We start from the raw sequence: 18,417 nt of genomic DNA on the forward strand, positions 1-18,417 counted from the left end.
ATGGTGACCGAGAACAGTCAGCGGCTGGTCGCTGACGTCGAGCACGAGCTGTCCAACCTGTTCCGCCGGTCGCGCTCGGCCCAGATGATGATGGCCCGTCGGGTGCACCCCGAGATGGACGCCGCCGGCTACGCGCTGATCTCGCAGATCGAGTTCGGCACCGCCTCCGGTCGTGCCGGCGTCCGGGCCTCCGATGTCGCCCAGGCGCTCGGCCTCGACAAGTCCACCGTCAGCCGCGGCCTCAGCCAGCTGGAGACCCTCGGCCTGATCGAGCGAGTAGGCGACCCCGACGACGGCCGGGCCCGCCTCCTCCGCCTCACCGAAACCGGCGCCGAACGCTTCGGCGCCATGCGAATCCAGCGCCAAGCCGAGTTCCGGGCCATCCTCGACCGCTGGGAAACCCCCGACCTGGCAGCCCTGGCCCGCCTGTTGGCCCGCCTGAACCTCGACCTGAGCTAGTAATCGGCCCTGGCCGCCGCGCAGGGGTGGGTCGCGGAGGGCCAGGATGAGCGGCTGGGCGGCTGGGTGAGATGCCTATAGTCGCGGCGTGGACAACGTCTTGGACAATCCGGTGTTGAGTTCGTTGCTGGGGACCCATCGGGGGCTGGCGATCACGGCCGGGCGGGTGGCCAGGTATCCGGTGGAGGTTTCGCCGTTCATGGGGTTGCCGGGGGATGCCGATGAGGCTGACTGGGAGCAGCTGATCGCGTTGGCGGGGGATGACGCCATCGTGCTGGTGAACGGGCCGGAGCGGTGGCCGGTGGGGATCGAGGAGGTCCGGCGGTTCGCCGTACTGCAGATGGTTGCGTCTGGCGAGCTGACGGTTCGGGCGGCGGCTGATGACGTGGTGATCGAGCGGCTGAGCGGGGCGGATGCGGCGGAGATGCTTGATCTGGCGCAGCGGACCGAGCCGGGGCCGTTCGGGGTGAGGACCGGGGAGTTGGGGGCGTATTACGGGGTGCGGGATGGCGAGAAGTTGGTTGCGATGGCGGGCGAGCGGATGCGGCCGGCCGGGTGGACCGAGATCAGCGGAGTCTGCACGGACCCGGCGTACCGGGGCCGTGGACTCGCCGGCGTGCTGATGGAGCGGGTGTTCCGAGGGGCGTCGGAGCGGGGTGATCGGTCGTTCCTGCATGTCTTCGAGGGCAATGCGGGGGCGATCCGGCTTTATGAGGCGATGGGTTTCACGGTCAGGCGATCAGTGGTGGTCAGTAGCTACCGCAAGGTCGGCCAGGCGGGTTCGGAGGGCGTTGCCGATGCCGTCGATCGCGTCCTGGCCGATGGGTAGGCGCAGCGGCGGCTCGGGCATCCCGGCGACGGCGAGGATGGCGTCCGCGACAGTGTCCGGATCACCGAGCGCTTCGACAGGCAGCTTGGAGATGTGGTCGAGGGACGCGCCGACGGTCGGCAGATAGACCTCGTTGGGCGCGACGACGTGGGCCGAGGTGGTGAACTCGGTCGCGAAGGTGCCGGGCTGGATGATGGTCACCTTGGCGCCGGTCGGTGCGAGTTCCAGCGCGAGCGCTTCGCTGAACAACTCCACGGCGGCCTTCGACGCGGAGTACAAGCCGGACGACGCCCACGCGAACGATCCGATCAGCGACGACAGCTGGATGATCCGGCCCTGCGACGCGCGGATCGCCGGCAGCGTCGCGCGCAGTACTGCGAGATTGGCGAGCACATTGGTGTCGAAGATCGCCTTCGCGGCCTCCGCCCCGGTCTGCTCGACCGACCCGAACAATCCGTAGCCGGCGTTGTTGACCACGACATCGAGCCGGCCGGTACCTTCGACCGCGGCCGCGATGACCTGCTCGGCGTCGGCCGCGGTCACGTCGAGCGCGATCGGGATCACTCGGCCGACCGGAGCCGAAGCGACCAGGTCGTCGAGACGATCCGTGCGGCGGCCGATCGCGATCACGGTGTTCCCGGCCGCGAGGACCCGGTCCGCGACGAGCCGGCCGAAGCCGGAGGTGGCGCCGGTGATGAGCCAACTGGACATGTCAGATCTCCCTCATGGTTGGTTGCGTACGGCATCGAGCTAACCCGCCCGATCGGCCTGCCAGGCGGTCGAAATCGGCCCGCCGGATCCTGGGACGCGGCTGCCTAGGACGCGGAGGGCCAGCTCCATGGCGCCAGGCATCCGGGGGAGTGCGGCACCATGGGGAGATGACCCGGAACGAGGAGCTCGGCGACTTCCTGCGGGCGCGGCGCGCGGCGCTGGATCCGGCGACGCTCGGGATCGTCGACGAGCAGAAGCGCCGGGTCCCCGGGCTGCGGCGTGAGGAGCTAGCCAGGCTCGCCGGCGTCAGCGTCGACTACTACACCCGGCTCGAGCAGGGTCGTCCGATCGAACCGTCCGACGCTGTGCTGGACGCGATCGCCGGTGCCCTCCAGCTCGACCGGGCCGAGCGAACCTACCTCCAGACAGTCGCCGTGCGACCACGGCCGCGGACCCGATCCGGCCGCTCCGGGCAGCTGGTCCGGCCGGGCGTCTTCGCGCTCATCGAGAGTCTTGGTGACAACCCGGCGTACGTGCTCGGACGGCGTACCGACGTACTGGCCGCGAATCGGGCTGCACGGGCACTTCTGGCGGACTTCCCCGCGATGCCGGCCAAGCAACGCAACGCGGCCCGCTGGGTGCTGCTCGACGAGGCGGCCCGGTCGCTGTGGGCCGACGACTGGGAGACCGTCGTCGCGGAACTCGTCGGCGCGCTCCGGATGGACGCGGCCCGCTACCCCGACGATCCCAAGACCGCGGAACTGGTCGGCGAGCTGTCGATCAAGAGCGAACTCTTCCGCAAGTGGTGGTCGAAGCAGAAGGTCGTCGAGTTCGCCCACGGCACCAAACACCTGCACCACCCGCTGGTCGGCGACCTGACCGTCGAGTCCGAGGTGGTCACCTTCCCCGGCGACCCGGACCAGGCCCTCTTCGTCTACCTCACCAAACCCGGCACCCCCAGCGCCCAGGCGCTCCAGCTACTGACGGGCTGGACCGGCTCTCGGCCCGCCTGAACCTGACCTGAGCTGACGGGAGCACGCGGGCGGAGCAGCAGGTGGACCTTGGCATCAATATCGCACATGCCTAGCCGGAGTTATCGAGGTCGGCTGCCATCCGACCTGTGGATCGCTGGCTGTGTTGACCCCGAATGCATCATCGCCGAGGCTTCAAGCATTTCGACAAGCAACCGAGCCTAATCGGTACAGCGGAGCTAAGACCTAGCGGCTGTACCCCGCTGCCCTTTGGCCTTTTCAGCTTGCTAAGGCTTCAAGGATCTGCTCCAAGCCGGTCCTGTAGTCGTTCCTGATGTCCGCGTACTTTTTGGTGCGTAGCAATGTGGGGATCTTGCAATCATCGATGAGTACCGGGATGACGCTGACCTGTCCCTGTTCAACTTCTGACCAGTACTTCGCTGACCATTCACGTTCGACCCAGCCGGATTCGACGGAATTTGGACTGAGGAGAACAAGTAGATAGTCGCAGTCATCGATTCCATGTGCGATTTTACTGGGTATCGACTCACCCACTTTGATCTGCCATTCGTCGAGCCACGGAGCATGTCCTTCGCTTGCCAGATCGACAGACAGCCAGGTGGCCTGCTCCATATCCAGCGAGGAATGCGAGATGAATACGCGCTGTCCGCCGACCCGTCCCTCATTCTTTCTCGCACTGAGCATCCTGTCTGACAAAAGCGAGTCGATGAACGAAAGCTCTAGCGAGAGGGCGTACAGCTTCTTGAACTTGACCGGTTTCTGCTTCCCCTTCTTGCTCGGAAGATGGCCACTCGCGAGCTGATTCTGCAATTGTTGACGTCGAGTCCAGAGAATATCGGTATTCAGTGGGGCAAGGAATGAAGGGGGGATCAGGTAGTATCTGTTGGTGAAAAGAAACGGGGGAGGACTGAAGTGGACGATGGCAATCGGGTTGCCGTCGTCGTCCACATCGTCATCGTCGTAGTACCCGATCCGGGCGGATTGGTCGGGGAACTCGACTACTACCGGGCCCCAACCTAGTTGCTCCGTCATTTCTCTCCTGTAGATGTCTCGTATCGTTTCAGTCTTCTGGCCTGTACATCGGCTGGCAGGCGGGATCGTTTCCAGTCGGAGGGTCTGGCACGGTTAAGCACTCCGTTGGAGAGTCTTCCGCAAGCGGGATGCGGACCTGGGTCGTCATCGTCGCCCTACGCCCGGCTGGCAGTCACTAAAAGTAAGTGGAGCTGTGCGGTACGCGCATATGGTTGCAGAAACCAACTAAATGTGTATATAGTTGGGGTATGCAACTAGTCCAGCAGACCTCTGTCCCGGAGGTGGAGCGGGATACGCCGGCCCACGAAGTGCTCGATGGAGTCAGTTCGCTGATCCGGGCCGTGCGTTGTATCGAGCACCGGCACCTGTGGCCCGACTCCGGGCTGCGGCGCGCCGACGCGAGTGTGCTGAAGGTCCTGGCCAAGGACGGCGAGCAGCGCGGGGGTGAGATCGCCACCAAGCTGGGTGTCGACGCCTCCGTGGTGAGCCGGCAGTTGACCGCGCTGGAAGCCGACGGACTGGTGAGCCGTCGGCCCGACCCGGCAGACGCCCGGGTGTCCCTGATCCAGCTCAGCGAACGCGGCCGAGACCGCCTGCACGCTCTGTACGCCGGCTACGCCTGGCAACTCCGCTCCGCACTGGCGGACTGGGATGACGACGAACTGGCCGCGGCTGCCGCAACCCTGCGCCGCGTGGCCTCCGCCGTCACCGAGGCCGCTGAGTTCGCGAAGCAATCAAACCCCTCGACTGGAGACTGATGACTGTCACCGAGACCCGGCCGCAAGCGCCCGCTGCGCCGGAACTCACCCACCGCGAGATCCTCGAGATCCTGGTCGGGCTGCTCGCCGCGCTGTTCACGGCGATGCTCAGCTCGACCATCGTCAGCAATGCCCTGCCGACGATCATCGCCGACCTCGAGGGCTCCCAGACGCAGTACACCTGGGTCCTGACCGCGAGCCTGCTGGCCACCACGGTGTCCACCCCGATCTGGGGCAAGCTGTCCGACCTGATGAGCAAGAAGCTGCTCGTCCAGTTGGCGATCAGCCTGTTCGTCGTCGGCTCCGCACTCGCCGGTATGGCCCACAACGTGCCGTTCCTGATCGGCGCGCGTGTGCTGCAGGGTCTGGCCATGGGTGGTCTGATGGCGCTCGCCCAGGCGATCATCGGTGCGGCGATCCCGCCCCGCGACCGCGGCCGGTACTCCGGTTACATGGGTGCCGTGATGGCCGTGGCCACCGTGAGCGGCCCGCTCATCGGCGGCGTCATCGTCGACACCTCCTGGCTCGGCTGGCGCTGGTGTTTCTACGTCTGCGTCCCGCTCGCCGTGATCAGCCTGGTCATCCTGCAGAAGTACCTGCACCTGCCCCTGTTCAAGCGTGAGGTCAAGGTCGACTACGTCGGCGCGGTGCTGATCAGCATCACCGCCAGCCTGCCACTGCTCTGGGTGACCTTCGCCGGTCACGACTTCGACTGGATCTCCTGGCAGTCGGTGCTGTTCGTCGGTGGCACGATCCTGTTCGGCATCCTCACCGTGATGGTCGAGAACCGGGTTCGCGAGCCGCTCGTTCCGCTCAAGGTGGTCCGGCAGCGCACCACCGCGCTGGCGATCGTGGCCAGCATGGCCGTCGGCGTCGCGATGTTCGGCAGCGCGCTCTTCCTCGGTCAGTACTTCCAGGTCGCCCGTGGCTACAGCGCGACCGAGGCCGGGTTGCTGACCATCCCGATGATGCTCGGCTCGTTCATCGGCTCCGTCGGAGCCGGCCAGATGGTGACGCGGTTCGGCAAGTGGAAGCGGTACCTGATCGCCGGCGGCGTCCTGCTCACGGCCGGTCTGGGCATCCTCGGCACCATCGACCACACCAGCCCGTACTGGTACGTCGGTCTCGGCATGCTCTTCATGGGCATCGGGATGGGCATGATGATGCAGAACCTGGTGCTCGCCGTACAGAACACCGTCGACGTCAGCGAGATCGGCGCCTCCAGTGCGTCCGTGGCATTCTTCCGGAGCCTCGGCGGTGCGGTCGGAGTCGCAGTTCTCGGGGCCGTCCTGGCCACTCGGGTCAAGGATCTGCTGATCGAGGGCCTCCTGCACGGACCGGGTGGCGCGGCAGCTGCGGCCAAGCTCCAGCAGGGTGGCTCGGACGGTACGAGCCTGCTGGACGTCAACCACCTGCCCCCGCAGTTGGCTGAGCTGGTCCGGCAGTCGTACGGCGATGCGACCGGCCGCATCTTCCTGATCGCGGCCGCCTGTGCGCTGGTCAGCTTGATCGCGGTCCTGTTCATCAAGGAGATCCCGCTGCGACGTACGGTCGCCAAGCTCGACGAGCCGATCGAGCTGGACTGACCGTCACATCGCCGGTGGTTCGAGCCCGTCGAGGTCGCGGGTCCGGATGATCGGCGAGGGGAGCAGCCACAGTACGGCGAGCAGGCCGCCGGCGGCGGAGATCAGCAGCGTCTCCCGGACACCCAGCCAGGTGCCGAGGAGGCCGCCGATCACCGCGCCGAGCGGCCGTACGCCGTAGTTGATGCTGCTGAACGCGCCGGCCACCCGGCTGCGCATGTGGTCGTGGGTGACCGAGGCCTGCAGCGAGTTCAGCGGTACGTCGAAGCACATCACCGCGAACCCGCCGACGAACTCGGCGGCGGCGACTGTGGCAGCCCGCATCCAGACCGGTCCGCCGGCGAGCGCGACGATCCCCAACGAGGCCGGGAAGACGACCGAGCCGAGCGCGATCAGCCGCCCGGCGCCGATCAGCCGGGCCAGCCGGTTCGCGGCGAGCGCTCCCACGAGCCCACCGCTGGCGCCGACACCGAACGCGACACCGATGGTGCCGGCCGACAGGCCCAGGTTGCGGCTGGCGAACAGCACCAGCAGTGCCATCCCGATCATGTTGAAGAAGTTCACCGTGGTCGCGCAGCCGAGACTGGCGCGCAGGTACGGGTGCTTGAGCAGGTACTTCATCCCGGCCCGTGCCCTGGTCAGCAACGACTCCTCGCCGTCGTCGGCCGCGCCCGGCTCGACCTTGAGGCGGCTGACCTGGAACGCGGAGAAGAGGAACGACAACGCGTCGACGAGGAGTGCGATCGGTGCCGTCAGCCATTGGATCAGCAGACCGCCGACCGCTGGACCGGCGATGAACGAGATCGATCTGGTGGAGGCGAGCTTGCTGTTGGCTTCGAGGTATTGCTCGCGCTTCACCAGTCGTACGAAGAAGGATGCATAGGCGGTGTTGAAGACGACGTGCGCGGTGCCGGCGAGGATCGCGATCGCGTACAGCTGGCCCAGACTGAGGATGTCCAGCCAGTAGGCCACCGGCAACGACAACAGCAAGACGGTCCGGACGAGATCGGCCGCAATCATCAACGGCCGCTTGTCCCGATGCTGGTCGACCCAGGTCCCGATGAACAACGACGCGAGGTTCGGCAGCCAGACCGCTGCGGTCAGGAAACCAACCTGGCTCGGCGAAGCGTTGAGCAACGTCACTGCGATCAAGGGCAGAGCGAGCTCGCTGACTCGGTCGCCGAACTCCGAAACGCTCTGGGCCGACCAGAACCGCCGGAACTGCCGATCCCGCCACAAGCTGGCGGAACCTCCGGCGCCCGCCTCGCCCGCCTCGCCCGCCTCGCCCGCCTCGCCCGGCGCGGAGGGCGGAGGTGAGCCCGGTGATGTCTCCTGGCCCGCCAGGGCGGCTGGCGCCGATGCAGGCACGCCGGTATCGGCGGGTGGTTGGGCTGGAGTGGTCATGGCGGATCCTCACGGCGGGTCAGGTGGTTGCGTGGGCACTGCCGGACGGTGGTCGCTCGTCGAGCGGCAGCGGGTCAGGTGGTTGCTTCGGGCAATGACATGCGGATGTGGCGGACCGGGCGGGCGTCTTGGGGGGCGCCGGATTCGCCGCGTTGGACGTAGGGGGCGAGGAGCTCCTCGATCGCGTTCTCGATCGACTCGGCTTCGGCGAGGGTGATGGTCAGGAGGGTGTTCGAGGAGCCGGTGGAGCGGGACCAGGCCGGGTCCAGGACGGGCTCGGTGTCGGAGAGCCATTGCTGGACGTGGTCCAACGCCTGGCTCATCATCTCGGTGCGGAGCATGCGGCCGGCCTCGGCGCCTTCCGGCGTCTCGGGCATCTCGAAGCGGAAGCCGCGGGCGACCGCTTTCCACCAGCGCTGGCGCTTGTCGGAGCCGCCGTCCGGGGGAGGGCTGTCGCTGACCAGACCGAACGATTCGAGATGCCGCAGGTGCCAGCTCGTCACCGACGGCGAGGCGCCGACGTGCACCGACAACTGGGTCGCGGTGGCCGGTCCGTTCTTCTGCAGGTAGCTGAGTGCGGCGAGCCGGACGGGATGCGCCAACGCACGCATCGCCTGCGGGTCGGTGATCTCGAAATCGCCGTACGGATTTCTGAGAGACATGTTTCGAGAGTAATCTCTCACATCTCCGGAAGGCAAGAACGAAAAAGCCGGCCGGGATGTGGAACCGACCGGGGGAGCAGCGCGTGTTAGTGGTGTGAGGGAGCTCGACGGCGATCCGGCGGCAGAGGTGGCGGCGCTCTACCGCCGGACCTGGCCACGCCTGATCGGCCTGCTCGTCTCCATCGGCGCCTCGCGGGCCGACGCCGAGGAGCTCGCCCAGGACGCGTACGTGAAACTGCTCGACCGCTGGGACAAGATCAGCCGGTACGACGACCCGGACGCCTGGGTGCGGGCCGTCGCGGTCCGGGCCCTGGTGAGCAGGCTCAGGCGTCAGCAGGTCGCAGCACGCGCCATGGCCAAACTGACCGGCCGCGCTTCCGAAGTACAGGGTCCTGATGGGGATGCGGTGGATGTGGCGGCCGCGTTGGCGCGGATCACTCCGACACAGCGGGCGGTGGCGGTCCTGTACTACGTGACGGACCTGTCGATCGAGCAGATCGCCGACGAACTGCAACTGCCGCCCGGCACGGTGAAGTCGCGGTTGGCCCGCGCCCGCCAGGCGCTCGCGCCGCTACTGGAGGTCGAAGAGGAGGTGCCTGGCCATGCCTGATCCCGAGATCGACCTGCTGACCGAGTACGTCGACGAGCGCACCCCCGAGGAGTCGCGCCCCTTCGAGTACGTCGAACGCGCTCTCCACCGCCGCCGACGCGGCCGCATCGTGCTGGCCGTCGCCGCGACCATCGGCGTGATCGGCGGCGTCGCCACGGTCGCTGCCGTCAACTGGCAACGCGCCGACGAGAGCCCGACCGTCACGACCACAACGACGCCGCCCCCTGCTTTCCTGGACGTCGGCCCGCCGCCCCCACAGTTCAAGCAAGGCACGACCCTGCTGACCCTCGACCGCGAACTCGAGGTGACCAGGGCCTATCCCGACCCGGCCACTCCCGACCGCCTGATCGTCGAAACCACCCGAGGCGACACCGAGACCTGCGTCCCCCACGTAGTCCTCCGAGTCCTCGCCCAAGACGCCAAGACCGTCCGGATCGCCGCCTACCAGTACTCCGTCCTCCCGCAATCGGACGAAGGCATGCAGTGCTTCCGCCCCGAAGGCAAACCCTTCAAAGGCATCCTCGACCTCCACTGGGAACTGGCGACCCGCCAGGTCATCGCCGGCTCCACCGGCAACCGAGTCGTCCTGAACTAGACCCGCAGCGTCTTGCGCCATCTGTCGGTGACGATGTCCGGGCGCATGCCGACGGAGAGATAGAGGCCGAGCGCCGGCGTCGGGTTCGAGCTGTCGACGTGCAGCATGGTGCCGCTGAGGCCTGCGGTGGCGTCGATGGCGAACTGGTCCCGGAGGAGGTACTTCGCCAGCCCAAGCCCGCGTGCCGGGGCCAGTACGCCGATCCGGCCGATGTAGCCGGCGTTGTCGGAGCTGATGAAGTTGCGGTCGAACTCGCGGACAGCGACCGGGGTGCCGTCCAGTTCGAGAACGGTCAGCTGGGACCAGTCGAAGGTGGAGCGGGCTTCGCGGGCCGCCACCCACTTGTCGTAGCCGGGTGGGCTCGCGGACGGCTGGTCGTCGAAGGACTCCGCGATCAGCCGGTACGCCGTACGCCGGGCCGCCTCGTCGGGGGCTCCGTTGCGGACCACGACCCCGGTCGGTGGGTCGGGCCGGTCGAGCGGGCCGGTGTGGGCGATCCTCATCCGCTGGATCGAGGTCTCGTGCGTGAACCCGCGGGCGGCGGCCAGCTCAGCCAGTTGCTTGTCGGCGCCGAGCACCGCGATCCGCACCAGCTGCTCGGACAGGCCGGCGGCGCGCGTCGCCTCCGCCGCCCGGGCGACCGCGCGGTCGAACAGCCAGTCGGCCACGGACCGGTCGGCGGTGGTGAGCTCGATGCCGATGCAATCCGGCCGCTGGACGACGGCCGCCGTACCGATGATCTTGTCGTCGGCGGAGATCAGCCAGGTGTCGGTGGTGAGGGCGAGCTGCGGGTTGCGCAGGAAGTCGTCGACACCTTCCGGGCTGTACTGGTGAATGCCGATAAGCGCGACGCTGCGCGCGGCCAGATACTGCTGGATCGCGCCGGCATCCGAGAGCTGCATGGCACGCCAGGTCGCACCCGGCGGCAGGCCGGCCATCAGGCGGTCGGCAGCGTGCGCCGCCAGACGTCGATGACCAGGACCGCCTCCATGCCGACCGACAGGTAGAGGTCGAGCGCGGGCGTCGGGTTGTTGGTATCGACGTGCAGGATCGTGCCTGCCCGCCCGGCCGCGGCATCGACGGCGAAGGCATCGCGCAGCAGGAACTTGGCCAGCCCCCGACCCCGCGCCTCCTTGAGTACCCCGAGCCGGCCGACGTAGTTGCAGTTCTCGTCCTCGACGAACTGGTCGTTGCTCTCGATGAACCCGACGACCTCACCGTCCAGCTCCAGCAGGCTCAGCTGCGACCAGTCGAACGTCGACTGCGCGTCCCGCGCCGCGAACCACTCCTCGTACGACCGGGGCGTGAATCCGAACTGCCCGGTGAAGGTCTCGGTGAACACCGCATGCGCCGCGCGCCGCGTCTCCTCGTCAGGCGCGCCGCGACGAAGTACCGCACCCTCCGGTACCTCCGGAGCGGCCACCGGCCCCGTGTGATCGATGCGCATCCGGTGGTACGTCGTACCAGGGGCGAAGTCGTTGTCGGCAAGCAACTCTCGCTTCGCCGTGTCGGTCCGATAGACGCCGAGGTCGAGCGACACCTCGCTGTGCCCGTGCTCGCGCCCCAGCTCCTTGGCGCGCACGAGGATCTCGGCCAGCAGCCAATCGATGACAGCGGGATCGGGGCTGTAGAGGTCGATGTCGAGCAGGTGGTGATCGCCCTGCCCGAAGACCGTCCCGTAGCCGGTCAGGGTCTCGCCGCTGAAGACGAGCCAGCCGTCCCGGTCGAGGTCGAAGCCGGGCTCGCTCAGCTCGTCGGCCATGTCGTCGAGGGTGAAGTCGGCCGACCCGATGGCGGCGAGGTTGCGGGCCGCGACCAGCTCGAAGATCGCCTCCGCGTCGTCCTTGGCCGGCCGGCGGAAGGTGTGGCCCGTGGGCAGTGCGGCAGTCATTCCCTCATCGTGCTGAACGACTGCCGCACTGTCTAATGCATTAGCGACCCTTGATCCAGTCGTTGCCGGGGTCGTCCGGGCCGGTGCCGTCGTCGTTCAGCTGCGCCTTGGTGGCCGGCGCGGGCTCGATCGCGGCGACGGGTGCCTGGTCGGTCCAGGAGGCGAGGGTGACGCCGACCGCGTCCTCGACCGAGCGCGGGCTGGTCAGGTAGTTGTTGCTGATCATCGAGAAGACCAGCTTGCGGCCGTCCTTGTTCGTGACGTAGCCGGACAGCGCCGTGACGCCGGTCAGCGAGCCGGTCTTGCCGTGCAGGTTGTTCGCGGCCGGCGTGCCACCCATCCGCGTCCGCAACGTACCGCCGGTGAAGCGATCCGCGTTGCCCGCGATCGGCAGCGCGTCGTACCACTGCTGGAACCACGGCTCCTTCTCGGCGGCCAGCAGGATGTTCGTAATGCTGTTGGGCGTCAGGTTGACCTTGCGGGACAGGCCCGAGCCGTCGGACAGCCGGATCGTCGCGGTGTCCACGCCGACGCTCTTCGCGTACGCCGTGACGATGCCCAGGCCGGTCGGCCAGCTGCCGTTCGCCTTGGTGACCGCGCCCATCGCCTTGACCAGCGTCTCGGCGTGCATGTTGTTGGACAGCTTGAGGAACGGCGTCATCAGCTCGCCGAGTGTCATCGACTCGTCGCGAGCGAGTTGCCGGGCCGTGGCCGGGGTCGCCGCCTCGCGGATCTTGCCCTCGACCTTGATTCCCTCGGCGGTGAGGGCCCGCCGGAAGACGTCAGCGGCGTACAAGGGTGGCTCCCAGACGGTGACCCAGGTGGAGCCGAGGCCGGCGCCGAGCGGTACCGAGCCGCTGACCCGGACGACGTTGGTGCCGTGATCGCGCTGGACCGAGAGCGTGCTCGCCGACCCGGCGGCGCCGGTGGTGGCGGTGTTGATCAGCTTGAGCAGGCCGTTCGCCGGGCGGAGGTCGAGCAGGACGGGGTCTCCGACCGCTGCGCCGGGGCGGCTCTCGACGATCGCCGTACCGGAGTCGTAGTCGCCGTTCGGGGCCAGTGTGAGGGCGGAGATCTGGGCGGCGTAGTAGAACGACTCGTCGTCCCAGGCCCAGCTGTCGCCCAGCCGCACGTTGTCGAAGTAGGTGTCGTCGGCGATCAGATTGCCTTCGACCTTGGTGATCCCGGCCGCGGCGATCTGCTTGGCCAGCCCGACATAGTCGCTCTCGAGTGCGGTCGGGTCACCGAAACCCTTCAGATAAAGGTCTCCCTGCAGTTTCCCGTTCCGCTTGACCGGGGCGGTCGCCAGGACGTCGGTGTGGAACTTGAACCCGGCGCCGAGCGTGTGCATCGCGGCCGTGGAGGTGAACAGCTTCGTGTTGGAAGCAGGCACCAGCCGCGACCCGCCGTTGCGGTCGTAGAGCGTCTCGCCGGTGGTCGCGTCCCGCACCACCAGTCCGACCTGTGACCCCTGGAACCGCGAGTCGGAGAGCAACGTGTCCAACTGCTGCTGCAAGCCGGTCGCCTGTACCTGCTGTACCGCGGCCGGCGCACCGGCCGACTGCCCGACCAGCCCGGCCGTCGCCGCTGAAACCGCAACGAGGGCCATCAGGCCGCGGCCGGACACCCTAGGTAATTTCCTCACAAGAACCCCTCAAGCTTCGGCGGAATCCAACTACCCCGGAGTCTCCATCGCGCTGCCCGTCCGGTCCAGTGATCATGCCCGATCGACCGGTTCAGGCTCTCGATTCTCAGGTGAATCGATGTAAAAGTGGGTCGCACAGGTACCGCCCCACCTGAGGAGCCCTCATGCGCAGCAGCAGAGTCCTAGCGGCGATCGCCGCCTCAGCCCTCCCCCTGGCCATGCTGATTCCACCCGCCCAGGCCGCCGTTCAACGCGTCACCGCGGCAGCGTTCCCGGCCGACGTCATCGGTGAGGACTTCCCCGATCCGGACGTCTTCGAGAACAACGGCACCTGGTACGCCTACTCGACCAACAACGGCCGCGGCCACGTCCCCGTCGCCTCCGCTCCGAGCGCCAACGGCCCGTGGACGATCCGCGGCGACGCGATGCCCGGCGGCCCATCGTCGAGCTGGGCCCAGGCCGGACGTACCTGGGCACCGGACGTCTACCCCAACCCGGATGGCAGCTTCACCCTCACCTACACCGCGTGGCACAAGGCGTCCGGCCGCCAATGCATCGGCGTCGCCACCTCTGGCTCGGCACTCGGCCCGTTCACCCCGGTCGGCAGCCAGCCGCTGATCTGCCCGCTCGACAAGGGCGGCGCGATCGACGCCAACACCTTCGTCGCGAACGACGGCACCCGTTACCTGACCTGGAAGAACGACGGCAACGCGATCGGCCAGCCGTCCACCCTCTGGCTCACCCGCACGACGAACAACGGCACCGCCCTCACCGGCGGCAACACCGCCATGCTCACCTCCAGCGGCGTGATCGAGGCGCCGGACCTGGTCCAGCGGGGGAGCCAGTTCGTCCTCTTCTACTCCGGTGGCGGCTACAACGACTGCAACTACCTGACCTCGTACGCGACCTCGCCCAGCCTCAACGGCCCCTGGACGACGGCCTTCCGCCCCCTGATGACCACGGCCAGCTTCGACAACCACGTCTGTGGTCCCGGCGGCGCTGACTTCGTCGGCGACAAGGTCTTCCTGCACGGCTGGGTCAACGGCTCGCGACACCTGTACGTCGCTGACCTCGGCTGGGCCAACGACTTCCCGGTCGTCCGGGGCAGCCGGGTCCGCACCGAGGCCGAGAGCGGCACCCTCAACCACTGCTCGGTCCGCACCGGGGCTGTCGGCGCATCGCAGGGCGCGGTCGCGGCGTACATCGACTATGCGGACTCGTGGGTCCAGGTATCCGTGTTCGCGCCGTCAGTCGGCGGCTACACGCTCTCGGTCGGCTATGCGAACGGTATGGGCGCCACGGCCAGCCACGGGGTGGTTGTCAACGGCAACGGCCAAGGCTCGATCAGCTACCCGGCCACCGGCTGGGACAACTGGCACCAGGCGTCCGTACCGATCACCCTCACCACCGGCTGGAACACCATCCGCCTCACCAAAGGCACCCTCTACACCGAACTCGACTACCTCGAACTCCAGTAAACCTCCCCCCGCCCCCCCGCCCCCCGACCCCCGCCGCCCGTCCCCGCCCCCGAAGCATCTCAGGGGTTAACCCCCGAGTTGGTGGGTTGCCCCCTGAGTATCTGGCTGGGCAACCCACCGTTTCAGGGGTTAACCCCTGAAACGGTGGGCGGGGATCGTAGGCTCGGAGTGGCAGTGATGGGCGAACGGGGAGTTCGAAGTACCTGATGGCTAAACCACCCGAGCAGGTCTCCAGCGATCGGCGGCAGCGCAGGCCGGTCTGGCTGGACCTGCGCCGTACCACCCGTGGCCTGCAGGCGATGATCCTCGGTGGGCTCGCCTCGCTGGTCTCCCTCCTGATCACCTTCTGGACGCTGCCGCAGATCAGCAGCAGTGACGGCGCGTGGCCGATCCTGCGGCTGGTCGTGATCCTGGCCGTGATCGGGTTGATCGTGCGCTGGATCCTGGCCGGGATCGCGGTTCTGATCGGCTCGGTCGGGGTGCTGGTCGGCGGGCTGCTGAGCCAGTTCGCCGTCGTCTACCTCGGCGTCACGATCGACCCGGGCGTACATCTGCACGGCGGTCCCGAGGCGGCGCTGGTGGTGTCGATCGTGATGTCGTCGGTGAGCGCCTTCGTCGGCTGGATCGCGTACGCCGGAAGTGACGACGCCTACGTGTCCGAGGTGATGCGCGTCGTCCGTCGCCGGGCCCGCCGGATCGAGGCGGCGCCGAAGACCGGGATGCTGATCATCCAGATCGACGGGTTGTCGGCGCCGCTGCTCAACTGGATGGTGATGTCGGGCAACCTGCCGCATCTGGGTGGCTGGATCCGGGAAGGGCGCCATTCGATGGTCGAGTGGCATACCGGCGTACCGGCGACCACGCCGGCCAGTCAGGCGGGCATCCTGCACGGTGGCTCCGGCCAGATCCCGGCCTTCCGGTGGTACGAGAAGGAGACCGGCCGGGTGATGGTGACCAACCGCGCCCGGGACGCCGCCGAGATCGAGGCGCGGATGTCGACCGGGCGCGGGCTGCTCGCCGATGGCGGCGCGAGCATCAGCAACAACTGGTCCGGTGATGCAGACAAGTGCGAGCTGGTGTTCAGCCGGGCCGCGCTGCCGACCGGGCGCAGCCGTGGGTACGTCCGGTTCTTCTCCAGTCCGCAGGGTGCCGCCCGTGGGCTGGTGCTTTGTTGCGCCGAGATGATCAAGGAGCTTCATCAGGCCCGCCGGCAGCGGGTTCGCAACCTGGTACCGCGGGTCAACCGTGGCGGGTCGTACATCTTCCTGCGGGCCATCTCGAACGTCCTGCTGCGTGACCTGAACGTCTCGTTGATCACCGACGAGCTGGTCAAGGGCACCCCGGCGATCTACTGCGACTTCGTCGACTACGACGAGGTCGCCCATCACGCCGGCCCGACCCGGCCGGAGTCGCTGCAGACGCTCGAGGGGCTCGACCGGGTGCTCGGCGCGCTCCAGCGAATCATCGACATCCTGCCGCACTCGTACGAGATCGTGGTGCTGTCCGACCACGGCCAGAGCCAGGGCTCGACCTTCCTTCAGCGGTACGGACGGACCCTCACACAGGTCGTCGACGACCTGGTCGACACCACCAAGGAACCAGTGGCGGCTACCGGCCGGTCCGAGGGCTGGGGCCCGGTCAACGCCTTCCTGACCGAGCTGACCATGCGGACCAGTATGGGCGGCAAGGTGACCCGCAAGGCGCTCCACGCCAAGGCCGTGCGAGGCGAGGTCGAGCTGGGGCCGGCCGACTGCGAGCCGCCGATCGCGGCCGACGAGCAGATGATCGTCACGGCGTCGGGCAACCTGGCGCTGATCTACCTGGCCAGGACTCCGGGGCGGGTGCCACTGGAGGAGATCGAGCTGCTCCACCCTCGGCTGATCCCGGGGCTCGCGACGCACCCGGGGGTCGGGTTCGTCGTGGTGGAGACACTTGCCGAAGGGCCGGTCGCGATCGGCCGGGCCGGAGTCCACGTACTGCGCTCAGGCCGGATCGAGGGCGTCGACCCGCTGGAGCCGTACGGTCCGATGGCGGTGGCGTCGATGCTCCGGCAGGCCGAGATGCCGCACAACGGGGACGTCGTGGTGATCAGCCGGCTCGACGACTACACGCGGGAGGTGGCCGCGTTCGAGGAGCTGGTCGGCTGCCATGGCGGGATCGGCGGCTGGCAGACCGAGGCCGTCCTGGTGCACCCGTGCCGCTGGGCCGTCGACGAGCCACCCGTAGGCTCCGACGCGGTACACCGCCTCCTGATCAGCTGGCTCGACCAGCTCGGCCAGCGCAAGCCCGATGACGCTTTCGAGTCTCAAGCTGAACCTGAGGTCGAGGACCAGGTGGAGAGTTCGTCGGATGCAAGCGTGGAGGCCTGAGAGTGCGGATCACCTGGTGGGGTCACAGCACCACCACCATCGAGGAGCACGGCACCCGGTTGCTGACCGACCCGGTGCTGACCTCCCGGATCGCGCACGTCCGGCGCCGTCGCGGCCCTGCGCCGACGACGGAGGCCGGGCGGTGCGACGCAGTACTGGTGTCGCATCTGCATGCTGATCATCTGCACCTGACGTCGCTGCCGAAGGTGTCGCCGGACGCCGCGCTGGTCGTCCCGCGGGGTGCGGCCAAACTGATCGACAGCCACAGTGGCTCGCACTACTCGGACCGTTGCATCGAAGTTGCCCCCGGCAACCAACTACGGATCGGCAAGCTCGACATCACCGTCGTCACCGCCGACCATGACGGCCGGCGGTTGCCCTGGTCCGCCCATCGCGGGCCGGCCCTTGGCTTCCGCGTCGAGGGCTCATCGAGCGTCTGGTTCGCAGGAGACACCGACCTGTACGACGCGATGGCGGCGGAGGTGGCTCCGGTGGATGTCGCGCTCATCCCGGTCGGTGGCTGGGGGCCGTCGCTCGGGCCGGGTCACCTCGATCCAGTCCGGGCAGCCGAGGCGGTACGGCGGGTAGGGGCGCGGATCGCGATCCCGGTGCACTTCGGGACGTTCTGGCCGATCGGGTGCGACCGGCTGCGGCCGGATCTGTTCCTGCCGCCGGGAGAAGAGTTCAAGAAGGAGATGGCCCAGGTGGACCCCGCCGTACAGGTGGATCTGCTGACGCCCGCAGAGTCGACCGAGGTGGCCGGGCATGTTGAGTGATGACTTCGGCTGGGTCTACCTGGCGGCGCTGGCCGGTGCGGTGCTGATCGGGGCGGTGCTGCCGGTCCTGCCGACCGGTGCTGCCGTGTCGGCGGGTGCGGTACTGGCCTCGCACAGCAATCCGATCGGGCTGGTGGGCGTACTGATCGCCGGCGCTGGTGGCGCGTATGTAGGCGACTTGATCGTGTACGCCGGGTGCCGGGCGGGCGGGGAGAAGCTTGCTCAACGGGTCGGGTGGCTGCGGAACAACGCGTCGCTGGACGCATTGCGGATCCGGCTGGCGGAGCATGAGATCACTGTGTTGCTGACGTCGCGGTTGATCCCTGGCGGGCGGGTGCCGGTGCTGCTGGCGGCCGGGTTGGCGGGGTACCGGTGGCACCGGTTCGCGGTGGTGGATCTGATCTCGTCGTCGCTGTGGGCGGTCGTCTACATGGCGATCGGGCTGCTCGGCTACGCGCTCTTCCCGAAGCCTTGGCAGGGTGTGGTCGCGGCGATCGCGCTGGTGCTGCTGACCACGGTGGTCAGCAGCATGATCCAGCGCTGGCGGAAGAAGTCCGCCGCCGCGAAGCAACCGGCGGGCGAGCCGGTCACCGACTGAGCCGGCGACATCCCGAATGACGCCG

Annotated in this window: 18 protein-coding genes; 11 read left to right on the forward strand and 7 right to left on the reverse strand. The window is 68.0% G+C overall.

The genetic code is table 11. From position 1 onward, the window contains the following. Both ABD116_RS29825 and ABD116_RS29830 read left to right on the forward strand, forming a co-directional pair. The gene (locus tag ABD116_RS29825; protein WP_343977648.1) at window positions 1–459 is read left to right on the forward strand and encodes a MarR family winged helix-turn-helix transcriptional regulator; all 459 of its coding nucleotides are present in this window, start codon (window positions 1–3) and stop codon (window positions 457–459) included. Between the two features lie 88 nt (window positions 460–547). After that, on the forward strand, window positions 548–1,288 hold the full coding sequence (locus ABD116_RS29830) for a GNAT family N-acetyltransferase (RefSeq protein WP_343977650.1): 741 nt from the start codon (window positions 548–550) through the stop codon (window positions 1,286–1,288). On the opposite strand, the gene ABD116_RS29835 is transcribed toward ABD116_RS29830, so the two are convergent. Continuing rightward, complete coding sequence (locus ABD116_RS29835; protein WP_343977653.1) at window positions 1,199–1,999, reverse strand: SDR family oxidoreductase; 801 nt, start codon at window positions 1,997–1,999, stop codon at window positions 1,199–1,201. The genes ABD116_RS29830 and ABD116_RS29835 overlap by 90 nt on opposite strands. A 167-nt stretch (window positions 2,000–2,166) precedes the next feature. Here ABD116_RS29835 and ABD116_RS29840 point away from each other — a divergent pair, with 167 nt between their 5' ends. Then, a complete protein-coding gene (locus tag ABD116_RS29840; protein ID WP_343977656.1) occupies window positions 2,167–3,012 on the forward strand; it encodes a helix-turn-helix transcriptional regulator in 846 nt (281 codons plus the stop codon). A gap of 237 nt (window positions 3,013–3,249) precedes the next feature. Here ABD116_RS29840 and ABD116_RS29845 read toward each other — a convergent pair whose 3' ends face one another. Further along, window positions 3,250–4,023: a toll/interleukin-1 receptor domain-containing protein gene (locus tag ABD116_RS29845; RefSeq protein WP_343977659.1), complete on the reverse strand. Its 774-nt coding sequence runs from the start codon at window positions 4,021–4,023 to the stop codon at window positions 3,250–3,252. Window positions 4,024–4,271: 248 nt separating this feature from the next. Between ABD116_RS29845 and ABD116_RS29850 the strand changes: the two genes are divergently transcribed. Further along, a complete protein-coding gene (locus ABD116_RS29850) occupies window positions 4,272–4,781 on the forward strand; it encodes a MarR family winged helix-turn-helix transcriptional regulator (protein WP_343977662.1) in 510 nt (169 codons plus the stop codon). After that, a complete protein-coding gene (locus ABD116_RS29855; RefSeq protein ID WP_343977665.1) occupies window positions 4,781–6,367 on the forward strand; it encodes an MDR family MFS transporter in 1,587 nt (528 codons plus the stop codon). Before ABD116_RS29850 ends, ABD116_RS29855 begins: the two co-directional genes overlap by 1 nt. 3 nt (window positions 6,368–6,370) lie before the next feature. Here ABD116_RS29855 and ABD116_RS29860 read toward each other — a convergent pair whose 3' ends face one another. Both ABD116_RS29860 and ABD116_RS29865 read right to left on the reverse strand, forming a co-directional pair. Beyond that, a complete protein-coding gene (locus ABD116_RS29860) occupies window positions 6,371–7,768 on the reverse strand; it encodes an MFS transporter (RefSeq protein WP_343977668.1) in 1,398 nt (465 codons plus the stop codon). 74 nt (window positions 7,769–7,842) lie between these two features. After that, window positions 7,843–8,430, reverse strand: a complete 588-nt coding sequence (locus ABD116_RS29865) for an ArsR family transcriptional regulator (RefSeq protein ID WP_343977671.1) — start codon at window positions 8,428–8,430, stop codon at window positions 7,843–7,845. A gap of 94 nt (window positions 8,431–8,524) precedes the next feature. Between ABD116_RS29865 and ABD116_RS29870 the strand changes: the two genes are divergently transcribed. Continuing rightward, window positions 8,525–9,040, forward strand: a complete 516-nt coding sequence (locus ABD116_RS29870; RefSeq protein WP_343977674.1) for an RNA polymerase sigma factor — start codon at window positions 8,525–8,527, stop codon at window positions 9,038–9,040. Beyond that, entirely contained in the window at window positions 9,033–9,635 is a 603-nt protein-coding gene (locus ABD116_RS29875; RefSeq protein WP_343977677.1) for a hypothetical protein, read from the forward strand. Before ABD116_RS29870 ends, ABD116_RS29875 begins: the two co-directional genes overlap by 8 nt. Here ABD116_RS29875 and ABD116_RS29880 read toward each other — a convergent pair. The 3 genes from ABD116_RS29880 to dacB are packed head-to-tail and all read right to left on the reverse strand — an operon-like array spanning window position 9,632 to window position 13,153. After that, window positions 9,632–10,573, reverse strand: coding sequence for a GNAT family N-acetyltransferase (locus tag ABD116_RS29880; protein WP_343977680.1), 942 nt, complete (start codon window positions 10,571–10,573; stop codon window positions 9,632–9,634). The two genes, ABD116_RS29875 and ABD116_RS29880, sit on opposite strands and share 4 nt — an antisense overlap. Continuing rightward, a complete protein-coding gene (locus tag ABD116_RS29885; protein WP_343977683.1) occupies window positions 10,573–11,526 on the reverse strand; it encodes a GNAT family N-acetyltransferase in 954 nt (317 codons plus the stop codon). The genes ABD116_RS29880 and ABD116_RS29885 overlap by 1 nt, the downstream gene beginning before the upstream one ends. Window positions 11,527–11,566: 40 nt before the next feature. Beyond that, on the reverse strand, window positions 11,567–13,153 hold the full coding sequence (gene dacB / locus ABD116_RS29890) for a D-alanyl-D-alanine carboxypeptidase/D-alanyl-D-alanine endopeptidase (RefSeq protein WP_343977686.1): 1,587 nt from the start codon (window positions 13,151–13,153) through the stop codon (window positions 11,567–11,569). Between the two features lie 182 nt (window positions 13,154–13,335). Between dacB and ABD116_RS29895 the strand changes: the two genes are divergently transcribed. The 4 genes from ABD116_RS29895 to ABD116_RS29910 all read left to right on the forward strand — a co-directional run bounded on the left by ABD116_RS29895 (window position 13,336) and on the right by ABD116_RS29910 (window position 18,392). Then, a complete protein-coding gene (locus ABD116_RS29895; protein ID WP_343977689.1) occupies window positions 13,336–14,649 on the forward strand; it encodes a family 43 glycosylhydrolase in 1,314 nt (437 codons plus the stop codon). Window positions 14,650–14,855: 206 nt separating this feature from the next. Continuing rightward, window positions 14,856–17,018 (forward strand): alkaline phosphatase family protein, encoded by a 2,163-nt coding sequence (locus ABD116_RS29900; protein WP_343977692.1) that lies wholly within the window; start codon window positions 14,856–14,858, stop codon window positions 17,016–17,018. Between the two features lie 2 nt (window positions 17,019–17,020). Then, window positions 17,021–17,794 carry an MBL fold metallo-hydrolase gene (locus ABD116_RS29905; RefSeq protein ID WP_343977695.1) on the forward strand — a complete coding sequence of 258 codons (774 nt, stop codon included), beginning with the start codon at window positions 17,021–17,023 and terminating at the stop codon, window positions 17,792–17,794. Beyond that, window positions 17,784–18,392, forward strand: a complete 609-nt coding sequence (locus tag ABD116_RS29910) for a DedA family protein (RefSeq protein WP_343977698.1) — start codon at window positions 17,784–17,786, stop codon at window positions 18,390–18,392. The genes ABD116_RS29905 and ABD116_RS29910 overlap by 11 nt, the downstream gene beginning before the upstream one ends. Window positions 18,393–18,417: the final 25 nt, after the last annotated feature.

The sequence above is a fragment of the Kribbella koreensis genome, assembly GCF_039525325.1.
GTDB classification, from domain to species: Bacteria; Actinomycetota; Actinomycetes; order Propionibacteriales; family Kribbellaceae; genus Kribbella; species Kribbella koreensis.